Genomic DNA, 11,496 nt, shown 5'->3' on the forward strand with positions numbered 1-11,496 from the left:
CTCCCTTCCCGTTACCAGACGTAGGCGAGGACTTCCCCACCTACGCCCTTCTTTGCAGCCTGACGGTCAGTAAGCAGACCGGAGGAGGTGGACAGGATTGCGATACCAAGACCACCGAGCACGTGAGGCAAGTTGGTGGACTTTGCGTATACACGCAAGCCTGGCTTGGAGATACGGCGTACGCCAGCGATTGAACGCTCACGCGATGGGCCGAACTTCAGGTTGATGGTCAGCGTCTTGCCGACTTCTGCTGCAACTTCCTCGAACGAGGCAATGTAGCCCTGTTCCTTGAGGATGTTAGCAATGCGTACTTTGAGCTTGCTCGATGGCATCGACACAGTGTCGTGGTATGCCGAGTTAGCGTTACGCAGTCGAGTCAGCATATCTGCGACTGGATCTGTCATAGACATGTGGGCTTCAGCCCTTCCTCGTTACGGTTTCCTTAGCGGACCTGTAACGTAGTGAGATTAGTTGGAGGTCTTGAACGGGAAGCCCAGAGCCTTGAGCAAGGCACGGCCTTCATCGTCAGATTTGGCGGTGGTCACCACAGTGATGTCCATACCGCGCACGCGATCGATCTTGTCCTGATCGATTTCATGGAACATCGACTGTTCGGTCAGACCGAAAGTGTAGTTACCATTGCCATCGAACTGACGGTCGCTCAGACCGCGGAAGTCGCGGATACGAGGTAGTGCCAGGGTGATCAAACGATCAACGAATTCCCACATGCGATCATTACGCAAGGTGGTGTGAGTACCAATTGGCATGCCTTCGCGCAGCTTGAACTGTGCGATCGACTTGCGAGCCTTGGTAACCACTGGCTTCTGACCGGTAATTGCGGTCAGATCGCGAACGGCGCCTTCGATAAGCTTCGAATCCTTAGCGGCTTCGCCGACACCCATGTTCACAACAACCTTGGTCAGGGTTGGAACCTGCATTGGGTTGCCGTAGCTGAACTGCTCCAGCAATGCTGGGCGGATGTCTGCGGCGTACTTAGCCTTCAGACGTGGCTGGATCTTGGTGGCTGTCTCAGTCATTACAGATCCTTTCCGGAAGCCTTGGCGTAACGGACGCGCACAGTCTTGGACACACCGTTCTTTTCGACAGTTTCCTCACGGAAACCAACGCGGGTTGGCTTCTTGGTTTCTGGGTCAACCACTGCCACGTTAGAAACGTGAACTGGTGCCTCAACAACCTCGATGCCACCGGAGGTGGTTCCGTTTTCGGACTGACCGGCCTTGGTGTGCTTGGTGACGCGGTTAACGCCTTCAACAAGTACGCGCGAAGTGGCGGTGATGACAGTCAGGACCTTGCCCTGCTTGCCACGTTCCTTGCCCGAGATGATCTGAACCAGATCACCCTTCTTAATCTTTGCACCCATGCTTACAGCACCTCCGGAGCCAGGGAAACGATCTTCATGAACTTCTTGTCACGAAGCTCGCGGCCCACTGGGCCGAAGATACGAGTTCCGCGAGGATCTGCGGCGTCACCCTTGAGGATAACTGCAGCGTTCTCGTCGAACTTGATGTAGGAACCGTCTGCACGACGGATTTCCTTCTTGGTGCGAACGATGACAGCCTTAACGACGTCACCCTTCTTTACGTTGCCGCCTGGGATTGCATCCTTGACGGTGGCGACAATAGTGTCACCAATGCTTGCGTAGCGACGCTTGGAGCCACCGAGCACGTTGATGGTAAGGATTTCCTTAGCACCAGTGTTATCGGCAACCTTCAGTCGCGACTCTTTCTGAATCACTGCTTACTCCTGTCGTCTCGCTGGTTCTCATAAATGAGCCTTGCGGAACGGATATGGTCTCCACGATACGTATCGCTTACCCCCACCGACGCGGGCGCACCGAATGCTGATCCCAATTGTTGGCAGGGCCGAGGCGTAAAATACCGAGGCTGTACTGCGCGGCAAGACGGTGTCAGGCCGCACTGCACTACACCGAAGGTGGATAGTCCCCGAATGAAGCGCGCACAGGTTTTCAAGTCTAGCCTAGATTGGCATCATTTAGAAATGGTGTGGTAGGGCGAAAGTGAGCGTTGTTGATCACACCAGAGCGGGATCTACCGCGTCATTTCGGGGATTAAAACCGCGCGGTCGTATGCACCGCAAGATGATCCGAACCGGTGACCGGTGTGGCTCGCGTTTGAGCGAACCTCACGCCCCTCCCGAGAATGTGATCTATCTCTAAGACCGGGAACGAGAGCATTGCCTGAGGCCACGTCGATTGAGGGCGCAAGCCACTTGCCTCGGTCATACCCGCAACGGCATCTCGGTACAGTCGGTGTCCGCTAGTTGAGTTGAAATCACCGGCAAGAATCATTGGGGATTGCGGATGCGCGTGAACCCACGTATCGATGGCCGATAAACCTTCGCGCCACTGCTGTGCATCTTTCAGTGGCGGGTAGACGTGCACCCCGGCAACCAGTACACGTTGCTGTGCCACATCGACCTCAACAGTTGGCATGGCAAACCATCCGGTGTCGCGCTCACTAAGCCCCGAATCAATCTCGGTCATCGGGTTCTTGGAGAAGATCACGGTGTCACGCACTCCCCCGGCTGGCGCCGGCGCCGTTCTGAAGTCCAGGCCTTTTAACGCACCAAGAGAAGTTAAGTCCTGATGTAGTCTCTCGTTGGTTTCCACCAAGATCAAAAGGTCAGGATGTTCCTCTTTGATCAGCGCGGCCAGTTCATTGCTGCTGGCTTCGGCGCGGTAAGCGTTGAAGCTCAGCACGCGTAACTCACCCGTCGTTTCGCTTTGCCCAGCTGGCGCTATGTGCATCTGCGGAATAAGGCCGATAGCCAACAGGACCATAAACACAACCGCGGTCCTGCGTTTCCTTTTCAACAGCTTGAGAATCAAAGCCCCGAGCGGGATGAGCAACAGCCAACTGGCAAAGGCTTGCACCTTAGGAATGATTCCGCCGGCCAACCAGGGCTGGTAAGGCAAAGCGACGATGAGCGCTGAGATGACGATCAACAGAATCAAAAAAGTGTTCTTCTGTTGGTGCTGACCGTCTTTTCTCATATGTCGACTTTATCGGTTCAACCTCGGCTAACCCTGTTGCTCAGCCGCCCATCGTGCAACGCGTTCCTTGCTCTCTGCCTCGGAAAGATCCACCACTCTGCTCAAAAGTGACCAACGCACTCCGAAAGGATCAATAATTGACGCGAAACGATCCCCGGAGACGAAGGTGGCCACCGGCTCACGTACGGTGGCACCCGCTGCTTGAGCCTGAGCTACTAAATCATCAACGTTTGAGCAATACAGCGCCATTGAATAACAGGCGTTCGGAGGCTCAGGTGGCGCAATCAGACCGTAATCGGGGCTCGGCTCCCCCAGCTGAAGTTTTCCATTGCCAAAATCGAGATCCGCGTGCACCATCACTCCACCAATCTCGGTACAGTCCACAATCCGTGCACCGAGGACATCTCGATAAAACTCGACTGCATTAGCCGCGTTTTTGATGGCCAAGAAAGGTGTCAAAGATGTCGAACCGAGCGGTATCCCGTCTGTGGTGTATTCGCCGGTGACCCCGGTGGTATTTTCTTCTTGATTTTCCATATCTTCACTCTAGGAAGCTGTGGCACCCTTGGACTTGTAGATTCACGCCAACTTTGAAAGGTCCTCACCTGTGGACAGCACGGCCGATCGTCGAGGCGTTTTGTATCCTGCTAGATTGCCAGAGTTCCAACGCATCCTCGCTCCACAGCATTTACGCGACAGAGTCGGTTGGTTCTGGGTGGCCCGCTGGAATATTGCCCCGGGCCGGACCTCACGCCAAGAATTACTTCCCTTCCCCTGCATGAACCTCGTCATCCAACCAACGGGGGTCACCCTCGCCGGAATTTCCACCGGTGCATCTCACCGCGATCTGACCGGTAACGGATGGGTACTGGCCGCGTTGCTATTACCTGCTTCCATCCGTAGCTTCGGCGTTGAACCACGCTCTGTCTTAGGCAGTGAAGTTTCATTGTCCGCTGAGCAATTATTAGAGCCTGTGCGTCAGTTGATGGACGTGCCCTTCACGCAGGAAAGACTAAATTCAGCTGTTGACTTGCTTGCTGCATGGCTTGAGCAAAAGGTGAGAATCACAGACCAGCATGGGCTTACCGCCAACAAGATGTTGGACTTAGTGGCGCAGAGACGGGATATCGTCAATGTTGTCCAGTTAGCCGTGGCACTGGGGTTGTCTGTACGCAGCTTACAACGGCTCTCTTCGGACTACGTCGGGCTGACGCCACTCACCATTATTCGTAGATACCGATTGCAAGAGGCGGCCCAGCGGCTACGCGAGAATCCCAGTACGTCCATCACGCAGATTGCGGCAGAGCTCGAATATGCGGATCATGCACACCTGACTAAGGATTTCCGACAGTTACTCGGATTCACTCCCAGCGCCTATCGAGCGGGCTCGACGGACCGGAAACCGTCGACACCACTGAGCTAAACGAAATGTTCTGCGACAGGTCCGGGTGTAGTACTGACTATGCGGTTGGATCGGGAACCCATGGTCTCATGGCTAAATGGAACATTTTTGTGAGGAAGAATTTCGGACTCAAAGCCAGGAGACCGCCATGCCTGAACCTATTGAGTTTCTGACTCAGAAACATTAGTTTGTTGAGACAACGCGGATAGGGTCAGGCAGGCATCTAAACCGGTACCATCTCCTGCAACGTGGCAAGCAACATGAAGAGCGACCGCACCTGGTAGGTGCGGCCCCGTCATGTCTGGCAACTTCAGGTATTGGCGTAGGGTGCTGGACACTTATTCCAAAAGCTCTCCGACGCCACGGAGGTTTATTTCACCGAGGGTAACGATGTGCAGGTATTGTTCCGGTGCTTGCTGTTCAGCGGCGTCCCGACTGCAAAATAGAGCCGTGGGCTGTGGATTCTCCATGATCCCGAAGATTGGATTCCCTTCGGCGTCCTCATCGTACGATGACAAAGTAGTATGCGTCAGATACAAAACGCAGCCATCTACCAGGTCTATGCTTTCGGCACCCTGCACCTTTCTAGCTTCCCAGCTGACTTTAGTGTCTAGATACTTTTCCTGAATCGCAAAGCATTCACGTTCACTGGCCACGATCGCAATTATTGGCTCTTTGTATTCAAGGTCTGGAAATGGGCTGGGTTGTTTCCCATAGACGACGTAGACCATCTGATCTTCTGAATATTTCGAGCCAAGGCGAATCTTGATTTTTGTCAGGATGCTGCTTAGAGACGGCATGGAACCCCCTTCTGTACAGGAGCATAGGCATCAGCATAGTAAGTCTTGCCTTTGTAGACAATAGTTCCGAGAGTACGGCCTGACCATGTGGTTTTTTTCGCAGATTTGCATGACAGTGCGTGATTTGTCTGCGTGAAGACAACAGGATAGTAAGTGCCGTTATATTTATCGCCCTTTATCATTTGGGCTGGCTGGCTAATATATTAAACCGTCCATCATGTTTAACCAGATCGATAGCGAGGCTCTCAAATATATTGGTATCTTCAGCTGAAGCTACGTTCAGGTTCTGAAAGCTGATTCCCCATGCTTCGTGTCCTGCTAAGCGTTGCTGCAACTTGCTGTTGTGACTTTTGAAATGCTTCAAAGCACGGCCAGGCGTCACTGATTGACCGATATAAACAACTTCACGTTCGCATTCCGAAGGGTCAATTGAAATGCAATACACGTGATCGACGCGCTCTGGAAAAACGGGTTGTTTGACCGCAAGATCATTATTCATGTCATTCATCTAATTGACACTACTTGACGTATTTTGCGGACTCCACCGCAGTCCGGCTGTTACACGCGGGCACTGGCTATCGCCTTCTTACTGTTCGACAACTGGGACAACACTTACAGGCATAGAAAAACGCCCCGAACTCTTCTTGCGAAGTGTTCGGGGCGTTTTCAGATATTCACGTAATCCGTGAAATCACTAAGAAAGCTTACTTAGCCTTCTCAACGATCTCAACGAGACGCCAGTTCTTGTCTGCTGACAATGGGCGAGTCTCTGCGATTACAACCAAGTCGCCAATGCCGGCTTCGTTGTTCTCGTCGTGAGCCTTCACGTTCTTGTTGCGACGCATAACCTTGCCGTAAAGGGCGTGCTTAACACGGTCCTCAACGTCAACGACGATGGTCTTCTGCATTTTGTCGGAAACCACGTAACCACGGAGGGTCTTGCGGTCGTTGCGCTCTACAGCTGCATCCACGACGTTATCCTTCTCGCTCATTACTTGGTTTCCTTGCCCTTCTTGGTCTCTTCAACCGGGACAACGACTTCCTGACGAAGACCCAGTTCACGCTCACGCATTACAGTGTAAATGCGTGCGATATCGCGCTTAATGGTCTTCAAGTTGCCGTGAGTTTCTAGCTGGCCGGTAGCCGACTGGAAACGCAGGTTGAACAGTTCTGCCTTGGCCTTCTTCAATTCCTCGTTCAAACGAGCATTATCGAAGCCGTCCAGGGACTCGACGCTTAGATCCTTAGAACCAATAGCCATCCCTATTCACCACCCTCACGACGCACGATACGTGCCTTCAATGGCAGCTTGTGGATTGCTAGGCGCAATGCCTCTTTAGCTACCTCTTCGGAGACGCCATCAAGTTCAAACAAGATGCGTCCTGGCTTTACGTTGGCAACCCACCACTCCGGGGAACCCTTACCGGAACCCATGCGGGTTTCGGCTGGCTTCTTCGTCAGTGGACGGTCTGGGTAAATATTGATCCAGACCTTACCGCCACGCTTGATGTGACGGGTCATCGCGATACGAGCTGCCTCGATCTGACGGTTGGTCACGTAAGCAGGAGTAAGAGCCTGAATGCCGTATTCACCGAATGAAACAGTGGTTCCGCCCTTGGCAGCGCCGGAGCGCTTTGGGTGGTGCTGCTTACGGAACTTTACTCGACGTGGGATAAGCATTTAAGCCTGTCCTCCTTCCGCAGCCGGAGCTGCAGCGCCCTTGCTACGTTCTGGACGTCGACGACGCTCGCCACCACGTGGACGATCGTTGCCAGCGCCACCACGGCCACCGCGTGCCGGAGCGGCAGCGGCCTGCTGTGCAGCAAGTTCCTTGGCGGTTACGTCACCCTTGTAGATCCAAACCTTCACGCCGATACGGCCGAAGGTGGTCTTGGCTTCGAACTTACCAAAGTCGATGTTCGCACGCAGGGTGTGCAGTGGCACACGACCTTCGCGGTAGAACTCCTTGCGGGACATTTCTGCACCGCCAAGTCGACCGGAGCACTGAACGCGGATGCCCTTGGCACCAGCGCGCATTGCCGACTGCATTGCCTTCTTCATCGCGCGGCGGAAAGCCACACGTGAAGCAAGCTGCTCGGCGATGCCCTGGGCGACCAACTGGGCCTCCATGTCAGGGTTCTTGACCTCGAGGATGTTCAGCTGAACCTGCTTAGCTGTCATCTTCTCCAGTGCGCCACGGATGCGATCTGCTTCGGCGCCGCGGCGACCGATAACGATGCCCGGACGTGCGGTGTGGATATCCACACGAACACGGTCACGAGTACGCTCGATCTCTACGCGGGCAATGCCTGCACGATCCATTCCGGTAGACAGCAATGCGCGGATTTTTACGTCTTCTTTTACGTAATCTGCGTAGCGCTGTCCTGGCTTGCTGCTATCGGCGAACCAGTGCGAAACGTGGTCAGTGGTGATGCCGAGACGGAAACCGTTCGGGTTTACCTTCTGTCCCATTTAGTTCTCCCCACCCTTCTCCGGGGTTGAAACAACCACGGTGACGTGGCTGGTGCGCTTCTTGATCTGGAATGCGCGACCCTGAGCTCGCGGCTGGAACCGCTTCATGGTCGGTCCCTCGTCAACAAACGCTTCGCTGATGATCAGCTCGTCCTCATTGAATGCTTCACCTGCGCGGTCCGCGGCGGCACGGGCGTTAGCCACTGCCGATGCGACAACCTTGTACACTGGCTCCGAAGCTGCCTGTGGGGCAAACTTCAAGATAGCCAGCGCTTCGTTCGTCTGTAGACCACGAACAAGGTTGACGACGCGCCGGGCCTTCATAGGCGTCACGCGGATATGGCGCGCAATTGCCTTGGCTTCCATTGCTTTCCTTCTCTCGTCTTTCGAAGAAGTGCTAAGCATCTCTAGATCCCTTGCGGGACCTAGCGACGCTTGCCCTTCTTGTCGTCCTTCACGTGGCCACGGAACGTGCGGGTCAGTGCAAACTCTCCGAGCTTGTGACCGACCATTGATTCGGTAACAAACACAGGAATGTGCTTACGACCGTCGTGCACGGCGATGGTGTGTCCCAGCATGTCCGGGATGATCATCGAACGGCGGGACCACGTCTTGATGACGTTCTTGGTGCCCTTTTCGTTCTCAGCTTCGACCTTGAGGAAGAGGTGCTGATCGACGAAGGGGCCTTTCTTCAGGCTGCGTGGCATGTTTCCAGGCTCCTATCGCTTGTTCTTGCCGGTCTTGCGACGACGCACAATGAGCTTGTCGCTTTCCTTATTTGGACGACGAGTACGACCCTCGCGCTTACCGTTCGGGTTGACTGGGTGACGTCCACCGGACGTCTTACCCTCGCCACCACCGTGCGGGTGATCAATTGGGTTCATGGCAACGCCACGCACGGTTGGGCGAACGCCCTTCCAGCGCATACGGCCAGCCTTACCCCAGTTGATGTTGATCTGCTCAGCGTTACCAACTTCGCCGATGGTTGCGCGGCAGCGCACATCAACGTTGCGGATTTCGCCGGATGGCAGACGCAACTGCGCGAAGCGACCTTCACGAGCTACAAGCTGGATCGATGAGCCAGCGGAGCGAGCCATTTTGGCGCCACCGCCTGGGCGCAACTCGACAGCGTGGATAACTGAACCAACAGGGATGTTACGAAGCGGCAGGTTGTTACCTGGCTTGATATCCGCTGCTGGGCCGGCCTCGACCTTGTCGCCCTGCTTGAGGTTGTTCGGTGCCACGATGTAGCGCTTGGTTCCATCAATGTAGTGGAGCAAAGCGATACGTGCGGTGCGGTTCGGATCGTACTCGATGTGAGCAACGGTTGCCGGAACGCCATCTTTGTCATGACGACGGAAGTCGATGACGCGGTAGGCACGCTTGTGTCCGCCACCCTTGTGTCGGGTGGTGATCTTACCGGAGTTGTTACGGCCGCCAGTCTTGGTGAGTGGACGAACCAGTGACTTTTCCGGAGTCGATCGGGTGATTTCTGCGAAGTCAGCTACCGACGAGCCACGAAGGCCCGGGGTAGTTGGCTTGTACTTACGAATTCCCATTATTTAAATTCCTCGTTAAAGTGGTCTCCGCTTAGGAAAGCGGACCGCCGAAGATGTCAATCGATCCTTCTTTCAAAGTGATGATTGCACGCTTGGTATCCTTGCGTGAACCCCACCCGAATTTGGTGCGCTTGCGCTTACCGGTTCGATTCATGGTGTTTACGGACTCAACCTTGACGTTGAAGATAGCTTCAACGGCATTCTTGATTTCCGCTTTGTTTGAACGTGGGTCAACCAAGAAGGTGTACTGACCTTCATCGATTAGGCCGTAGCTCTTTTCCGATACGACTGGTGCGATGACCACGTCGTGCGGAGCCTTTGAGAAGATGCTCATTACTTGGCTTCCTCCTTCTGGACCAGTGCTTCGAAGGCAGCCTTGGTGAAGACTACGTCATCCGAAACCAGAACATCGTAGGTGTTCAACTGGTCGACGTATAGAACGTGCACAGAATCAAGGTTGCGTACCGAAAGGGCAGCAACATCGTTTGCGCGATCAATGACGACGAGCAGGTTCTTACGTTCGGTCAACGAACGCAAGGTAGCCAGAGCTTCCTTGGTCGATGGCGTTTCGCCAGATACCAGGTTCTCGATCACGTGAACACGATCGAAGCGTGCACGATCAGACAAAGCGCCGCGCAGTGCAGCAGCCTTCATCTTCTTCGGGGTACGCTGCGAGTAGTCGCGTGGGGTTGGACCGTGGACAATGCCACCGCCGGTCATGTGTGGAGCACGGATCGAACCCTGACGGGCGCGGCCGGTACCCTTCTGAGCATGTGGCTTACGCCCGGCGCCGGAAACTTCCGAGCGATCCTTGGTCTTGTGGGTACCCTGACGTGCGGCAGCAAGCTGAGCCACAACGACCTGGTGCAACAGTGGGACGTTGGTCTGTACGGCGAAGATGCTCTCTGGCAGTTCGACGTTAAGTGCCTTAGTCATTTACTTATGCTCCCTTCACGGCGGTGCGTACGAGAACGACGCGACCGCGAGCGCCTGGAACGGCACCCTTGATCAGCAGGAGGTTCTTCTCAGCGTCGATAGCGTGAATGGTCAGGTTCTGAGTGGTTACCCGCTCAGCACCCATACGACCAGCCATCTTCTGTCCACGGAAGACGCGACCTGGGGTCGATGCGCCGCCGATGGAACCTGGCTTACGGTGGTTCTTGTGAGCACCGTGGGATGCAGGAGCACCGTGGAATCCGTGACGCTTCATAACGCCAGCGAAACCCTTACCCTTCGAGGTGCCAACAACATCGACCTTCTGGCCAGCGTTGAACAGCTCTACGGATAGTTCCTGTCCTGCGGTGTACTCTGCGACGTCTTCGGTACGCAGTTCCACCAGGTGACGACGTGGGGTCACGCCGGCAGCTTCAAAGTGACCAGCCAGTGGCTTGGTGACCTTGCGTGGGTCGATCTGGCCGTAGCCGATCTGAACTGCGGTGTAGCCGTCACGTTCTGCATTAACTAGCTTGGTGACAACGTTGCTGTCAGCCTGCACGACGGTGACTGGGATCAGAATGTTGTTTTCATCCCAAACCTGGGTCATGCCGAGCTTCGTGCCCAACAGGCCCTTTACATTGCGGGTTGCGGTCATAGTTTTCTCGCCACCTCCCCTTAAAGCTTGATTTCGATGTTGACATCCGCTGGCAGATCGAGACGCATCAGCGAATCTACGGCCTTCGGGGTCGGATCAACAATGTCGATCAGACGCTTGTGCGTGCGCATTTCGAAGTGCTCACGGCTGTCTTTGTACTTGTGTGGCGAACGGATAACGCAGTACACGTTCTTTTCCGTTGGCAGCGGCACTGGGCCGACTACGGTTGCGCCTGCGCGCGTGACCGTCTCAACGATCTTCCGGGCCGAAACGTCAATGACCTCGTGGTCATACGACTTCAGCCGGATGCGGATTTTCTGTCCCGCCATGGCGTCATGCCTCTTCCTGTTAGCACTATCAAAAATTACTGTGCCTATATACGGGTTCTTGCGAACCGGCACGCCTTACGCTGCGACTGAATCCGGATTAGATCCGGGTTCCTCACCCGCAGGTGGCTCCGACCCCCGCGGTCGGGCGTGTCGTGAAATTTTCAGTCACGACAATTCCGACATAGTTTTCACTTTGTGCGAAGGTCTTATAGTTTGTCACCGTTGTATCGATCCCGAACCTCAGGCATTATCCTGCGTGAGAGTCGATCCCTGTCGAACAAACCGATTCCGATTACCCCTCGCGGGGAT

Annotated in this window: 20 protein-coding genes; 1 reads left to right on the plus strand and 19 read right to left on the minus strand. The window is 54.8% G+C overall.

Features of this window, described 5'->3' with window-relative positions:
- Window positions 1–11: 11 nt before the first annotated feature.
- From rpsH to CQ011_RS05670, 6 genes are all read right to left on the minus strand, one after another.
- Window positions 12–410, minus strand: a complete 399-nt coding sequence (gene rpsH / locus CQ011_RS05645) for a 30S ribosomal protein S8 (protein WP_096256886.1) — start codon at window positions 408–410, stop codon at window positions 12–14.
- A 57-nt stretch (window positions 411–467) separates the two neighbouring features.
- The gene (gene rplE / locus CQ011_RS05650; RefSeq protein ID WP_105675502.1) at window positions 468–1,037 is read right to left on the minus strand and encodes a 50S ribosomal protein L5; all 570 of its coding nucleotides are present in this window, start codon (window positions 1,035–1,037) and stop codon (window positions 468–470) included.
- The gene (gene rplX, locus CQ011_RS05655; protein WP_096256888.1) at window positions 1,037–1,381 is read right to left on the minus strand and encodes a 50S ribosomal protein L24; all 345 of its coding nucleotides are present in this window, start codon (window positions 1,379–1,381) and stop codon (window positions 1,037–1,039) included. The genes rplE and rplX overlap by 1 nt, the downstream gene beginning before the upstream one ends.
- A 2-nt stretch (window positions 1,382–1,383) precedes the next feature.
- On the minus strand, window positions 1,384–1,755 hold the full coding sequence (gene rplN / locus CQ011_RS05660; RefSeq protein ID WP_096256889.1) for a 50S ribosomal protein L14: 372 nt from the start codon (window positions 1,753–1,755) through the stop codon (window positions 1,384–1,386).
- Between the two features lie 334 nt (window positions 1,756–2,089).
- Window positions 2,090–3,034 (minus strand): endonuclease/exonuclease/phosphatase family protein, encoded by a 945-nt coding sequence (locus tag CQ011_RS05665; RefSeq protein WP_105675504.1) that lies wholly within the window; start codon window positions 3,032–3,034, stop codon window positions 2,090–2,092.
- Between the two features lie 27 nt (window positions 3,035–3,061).
- The gene (locus CQ011_RS05670) at window positions 3,062–3,571 is read right to left on the minus strand and encodes a VOC family protein (RefSeq protein ID WP_105675506.1); all 510 of its coding nucleotides are present in this window, start codon (window positions 3,569–3,571) and stop codon (window positions 3,062–3,064) included.
- 115 nt (window positions 3,572–3,686) lie between these two features.
- Here CQ011_RS05670 and CQ011_RS05675 point away from each other — a divergent pair, with 115 nt between their 5' ends.
- Window positions 3,687–4,457: an AraC family transcriptional regulator gene (locus CQ011_RS05675; RefSeq protein WP_286161103.1), complete on the plus strand. Its 771-nt coding sequence runs from the start codon at window positions 3,687–3,689 to the stop codon at window positions 4,455–4,457.
- 317 nt (window positions 4,458–4,774) lie between these two features.
- Here the strand turns inward: CQ011_RS05675 and CQ011_RS05680 are convergent, their stop codons facing one another.
- From CQ011_RS05680 to rpsJ, 13 genes are all read right to left on the minus strand, one after another.
- Window positions 4,775–5,236, minus strand: a complete 462-nt coding sequence (locus CQ011_RS05680; protein WP_105675510.1) for a hypothetical protein — start codon at window positions 5,234–5,236, stop codon at window positions 4,775–4,777.
- A 178-nt stretch (window positions 5,237–5,414) separates the two neighbouring features.
- Window positions 5,415–5,744 carry a GIY-YIG nuclease family protein gene (locus tag CQ011_RS05685; RefSeq protein ID WP_105675512.1) on the minus strand — a complete coding sequence of 110 codons (330 nt, stop codon included), beginning with the start codon at window positions 5,742–5,744 and terminating at the stop codon, window positions 5,415–5,417.
- A gap of 196 nt (window positions 5,745–5,940) precedes the next feature.
- A complete protein-coding gene (gene rpsQ, locus CQ011_RS05690; RefSeq protein ID WP_096256894.1) occupies window positions 5,941–6,228 on the minus strand; it encodes a 30S ribosomal protein S17 in 288 nt (95 codons plus the stop codon).
- Entirely contained in the window at window positions 6,228–6,497 is a 270-nt protein-coding gene (gene rpmC / locus CQ011_RS05695; protein WP_105675514.1) for a 50S ribosomal protein L29, read from the minus strand. Before rpmC ends, rpsQ begins: the two co-directional genes overlap by 1 nt.
- 2 nt (window positions 6,498–6,499) lie before the next feature.
- Entirely contained in the window at window positions 6,500–6,916 is a 417-nt protein-coding gene (gene rplP / locus CQ011_RS05700) for a 50S ribosomal protein L16 (protein ID WP_096256896.1), read from the minus strand.
- Window positions 6,917–7,708, minus strand: coding sequence for a 30S ribosomal protein S3 (gene rpsC, locus CQ011_RS05705; protein WP_096256897.1), 792 nt, complete (start codon window positions 7,706–7,708; stop codon window positions 6,917–6,919).
- Window positions 7,709–8,074, minus strand: coding sequence for a 50S ribosomal protein L22 (gene rplV / locus CQ011_RS05710; protein ID WP_096256898.1), 366 nt, complete (start codon window positions 8,072–8,074; stop codon window positions 7,709–7,711).
- A gap of 59 nt (window positions 8,075–8,133) precedes the next feature.
- Complete coding sequence (rpsS, locus tag CQ011_RS05715; RefSeq protein ID WP_096256899.1) at window positions 8,134–8,415, minus strand: 30S ribosomal protein S19; 282 nt, start codon at window positions 8,413–8,415, stop codon at window positions 8,134–8,136.
- Window positions 8,416–8,427: 12 nt separating this feature from the next.
- A complete protein-coding gene (gene rplB, locus CQ011_RS05720) occupies window positions 8,428–9,267 on the minus strand; it encodes a 50S ribosomal protein L2 (protein WP_096256900.1) in 840 nt (279 codons plus the stop codon).
- Window positions 9,268–9,298: 31 nt separating this feature from the next.
- Window positions 9,299–9,601, minus strand: a complete 303-nt coding sequence (rplW, locus tag CQ011_RS05725) for a 50S ribosomal protein L23 (protein ID WP_105675516.1) — start codon at window positions 9,599–9,601, stop codon at window positions 9,299–9,301.
- Window positions 9,601–10,203 carry a 50S ribosomal protein L4 gene (rplD, locus tag CQ011_RS05730; RefSeq protein ID WP_105675518.1) on the minus strand — a complete coding sequence of 201 codons (603 nt, stop codon included), beginning with the start codon at window positions 10,201–10,203 and terminating at the stop codon, window positions 9,601–9,603. The genes rplW and rplD overlap by 1 nt, the downstream gene beginning before the upstream one ends.
- Window positions 10,204–10,207: 4 nt before the next feature.
- Window positions 10,208–10,858 carry a 50S ribosomal protein L3 gene (gene rplC / locus CQ011_RS05735; RefSeq protein WP_096256903.1) on the minus strand — a complete coding sequence of 217 codons (651 nt, stop codon included), beginning with the start codon at window positions 10,856–10,858 and terminating at the stop codon, window positions 10,208–10,210.
- A 20-nt stretch (window positions 10,859–10,878) separates the two neighbouring features.
- On the minus strand, window positions 10,879–11,187 hold the full coding sequence (gene rpsJ / locus CQ011_RS05740) for a 30S ribosomal protein S10 (RefSeq protein ID WP_013349689.1): 309 nt from the start codon (window positions 11,185–11,187) through the stop codon (window positions 10,879–10,881).
- Window positions 11,188–11,496: the final 309 nt, after the last annotated feature.

This window comes from Arthrobacter sp. MYb213 (assembly GCF_002979915.1).
GTDB lineage: Bacteria > Actinomycetota > Actinomycetes > Actinomycetales > Micrococcaceae > Glutamicibacter.

Excerpts from the sequence above, each read along its gene's own strand:
- rpsH (WP_096256886.1), bottom strand. The coding sequence starts at position 410 with ATGTCTATGACAGATCCAGTCGCAGATATGCTGACTCGACTGCGTAAC.
- rplE (WP_105675502.1), bottom strand. The coding sequence starts at position 1,037 with ATGACTGAGACAGCCACCAAGATCCAGCCACGTCTGAAGGCTAAGTAC.
- rplX (WP_096256888.1), bottom strand. The coding sequence starts at position 1,381 with ATGGGTGCAAAGATTAAGAAGGGTGATCTGGTTCAGATCATCTCGGGC.
- CQ011_RS05665 (WP_105675504.1), bottom strand. The coding sequence starts at position 3,034 with ATGAGAAAAGACGGTCAGCACCAACAGAAGAACACTTTTTTGATTCTG.
- CQ011_RS05670 (WP_105675506.1), bottom strand. The coding sequence starts at position 3,571 with ATGGAAAATCAAGAAGAAAATACCACCGGGGTCACCGGCGAATACACC.
- CQ011_RS05680 (WP_105675510.1), bottom strand. The coding sequence starts at position 5,236 with ATGCCGTCTCTAAGCAGCATCCTGACAAAAATCAAGATTCGCCTTGGC.
- CQ011_RS05685 (WP_105675512.1), bottom strand. The coding sequence starts at position 5,744 with ATGAATGACATGAATAATGATCTTGCGGTCAAACAACCCGTTTTTCCA.
- rpsQ (WP_096256894.1), bottom strand. The coding sequence starts at position 6,228 with ATGAGCGAGAAGGATAACGTCGTGGATGCAGCTGTAGAGCGCAACGAC.
- rpmC (WP_105675514.1), bottom strand. The coding sequence starts at position 6,497 with ATGGCTATTGGTTCTAAGGATCTAAGCGTCGAGTCCCTGGACGGCTTC.
- rplP (WP_096256896.1), bottom strand. The coding sequence starts at position 6,916 with ATGCTTATCCCACGTCGAGTAAAGTTCCGTAAGCAGCACCACCCAAAG.
- rpsC (WP_096256897.1), bottom strand. The coding sequence starts at position 7,708 with ATGGGACAGAAGGTAAACCCGAACGGTTTCCGTCTCGGCATCACCACT.
- rplV (WP_096256898.1), bottom strand. The coding sequence starts at position 8,074 with ATGGAAGCCAAGGCAATTGCGCGCCATATCCGCGTGACGCCTATGAAG.
- rpsS (WP_096256899.1), bottom strand. The coding sequence starts at position 8,415 with ATGCCACGCAGCCTGAAGAAAGGCCCCTTCGTCGATCAGCACCTCTTC.
- rplB (WP_096256900.1), bottom strand. The coding sequence starts at position 9,267 with ATGGGAATTCGTAAGTACAAGCCAACTACCCCGGGCCTTCGTGGCTCG.
- rplW (WP_105675516.1), bottom strand. The coding sequence starts at position 9,601 with ATGAGCATCTTCTCAAAGGCTCCGCACGACGTGGTCATCGCACCAGTC.
- rplD (WP_105675518.1), bottom strand. The coding sequence starts at position 10,203 with ATGACTAAGGCACTTAACGTCGAACTGCCAGAGAGCATCTTCGCCGTA.
- rplC (WP_096256903.1), bottom strand. The coding sequence starts at position 10,858 with ATGACCGCAACCCGCAATGTAAAGGGCCTGTTGGGCACGAAGCTCGGC.
- rpsJ (WP_013349689.1), bottom strand. The coding sequence starts at position 11,187 with ATGGCGGGACAGAAAATCCGCATCCGGCTGAAGTCGTATGACCACGAG.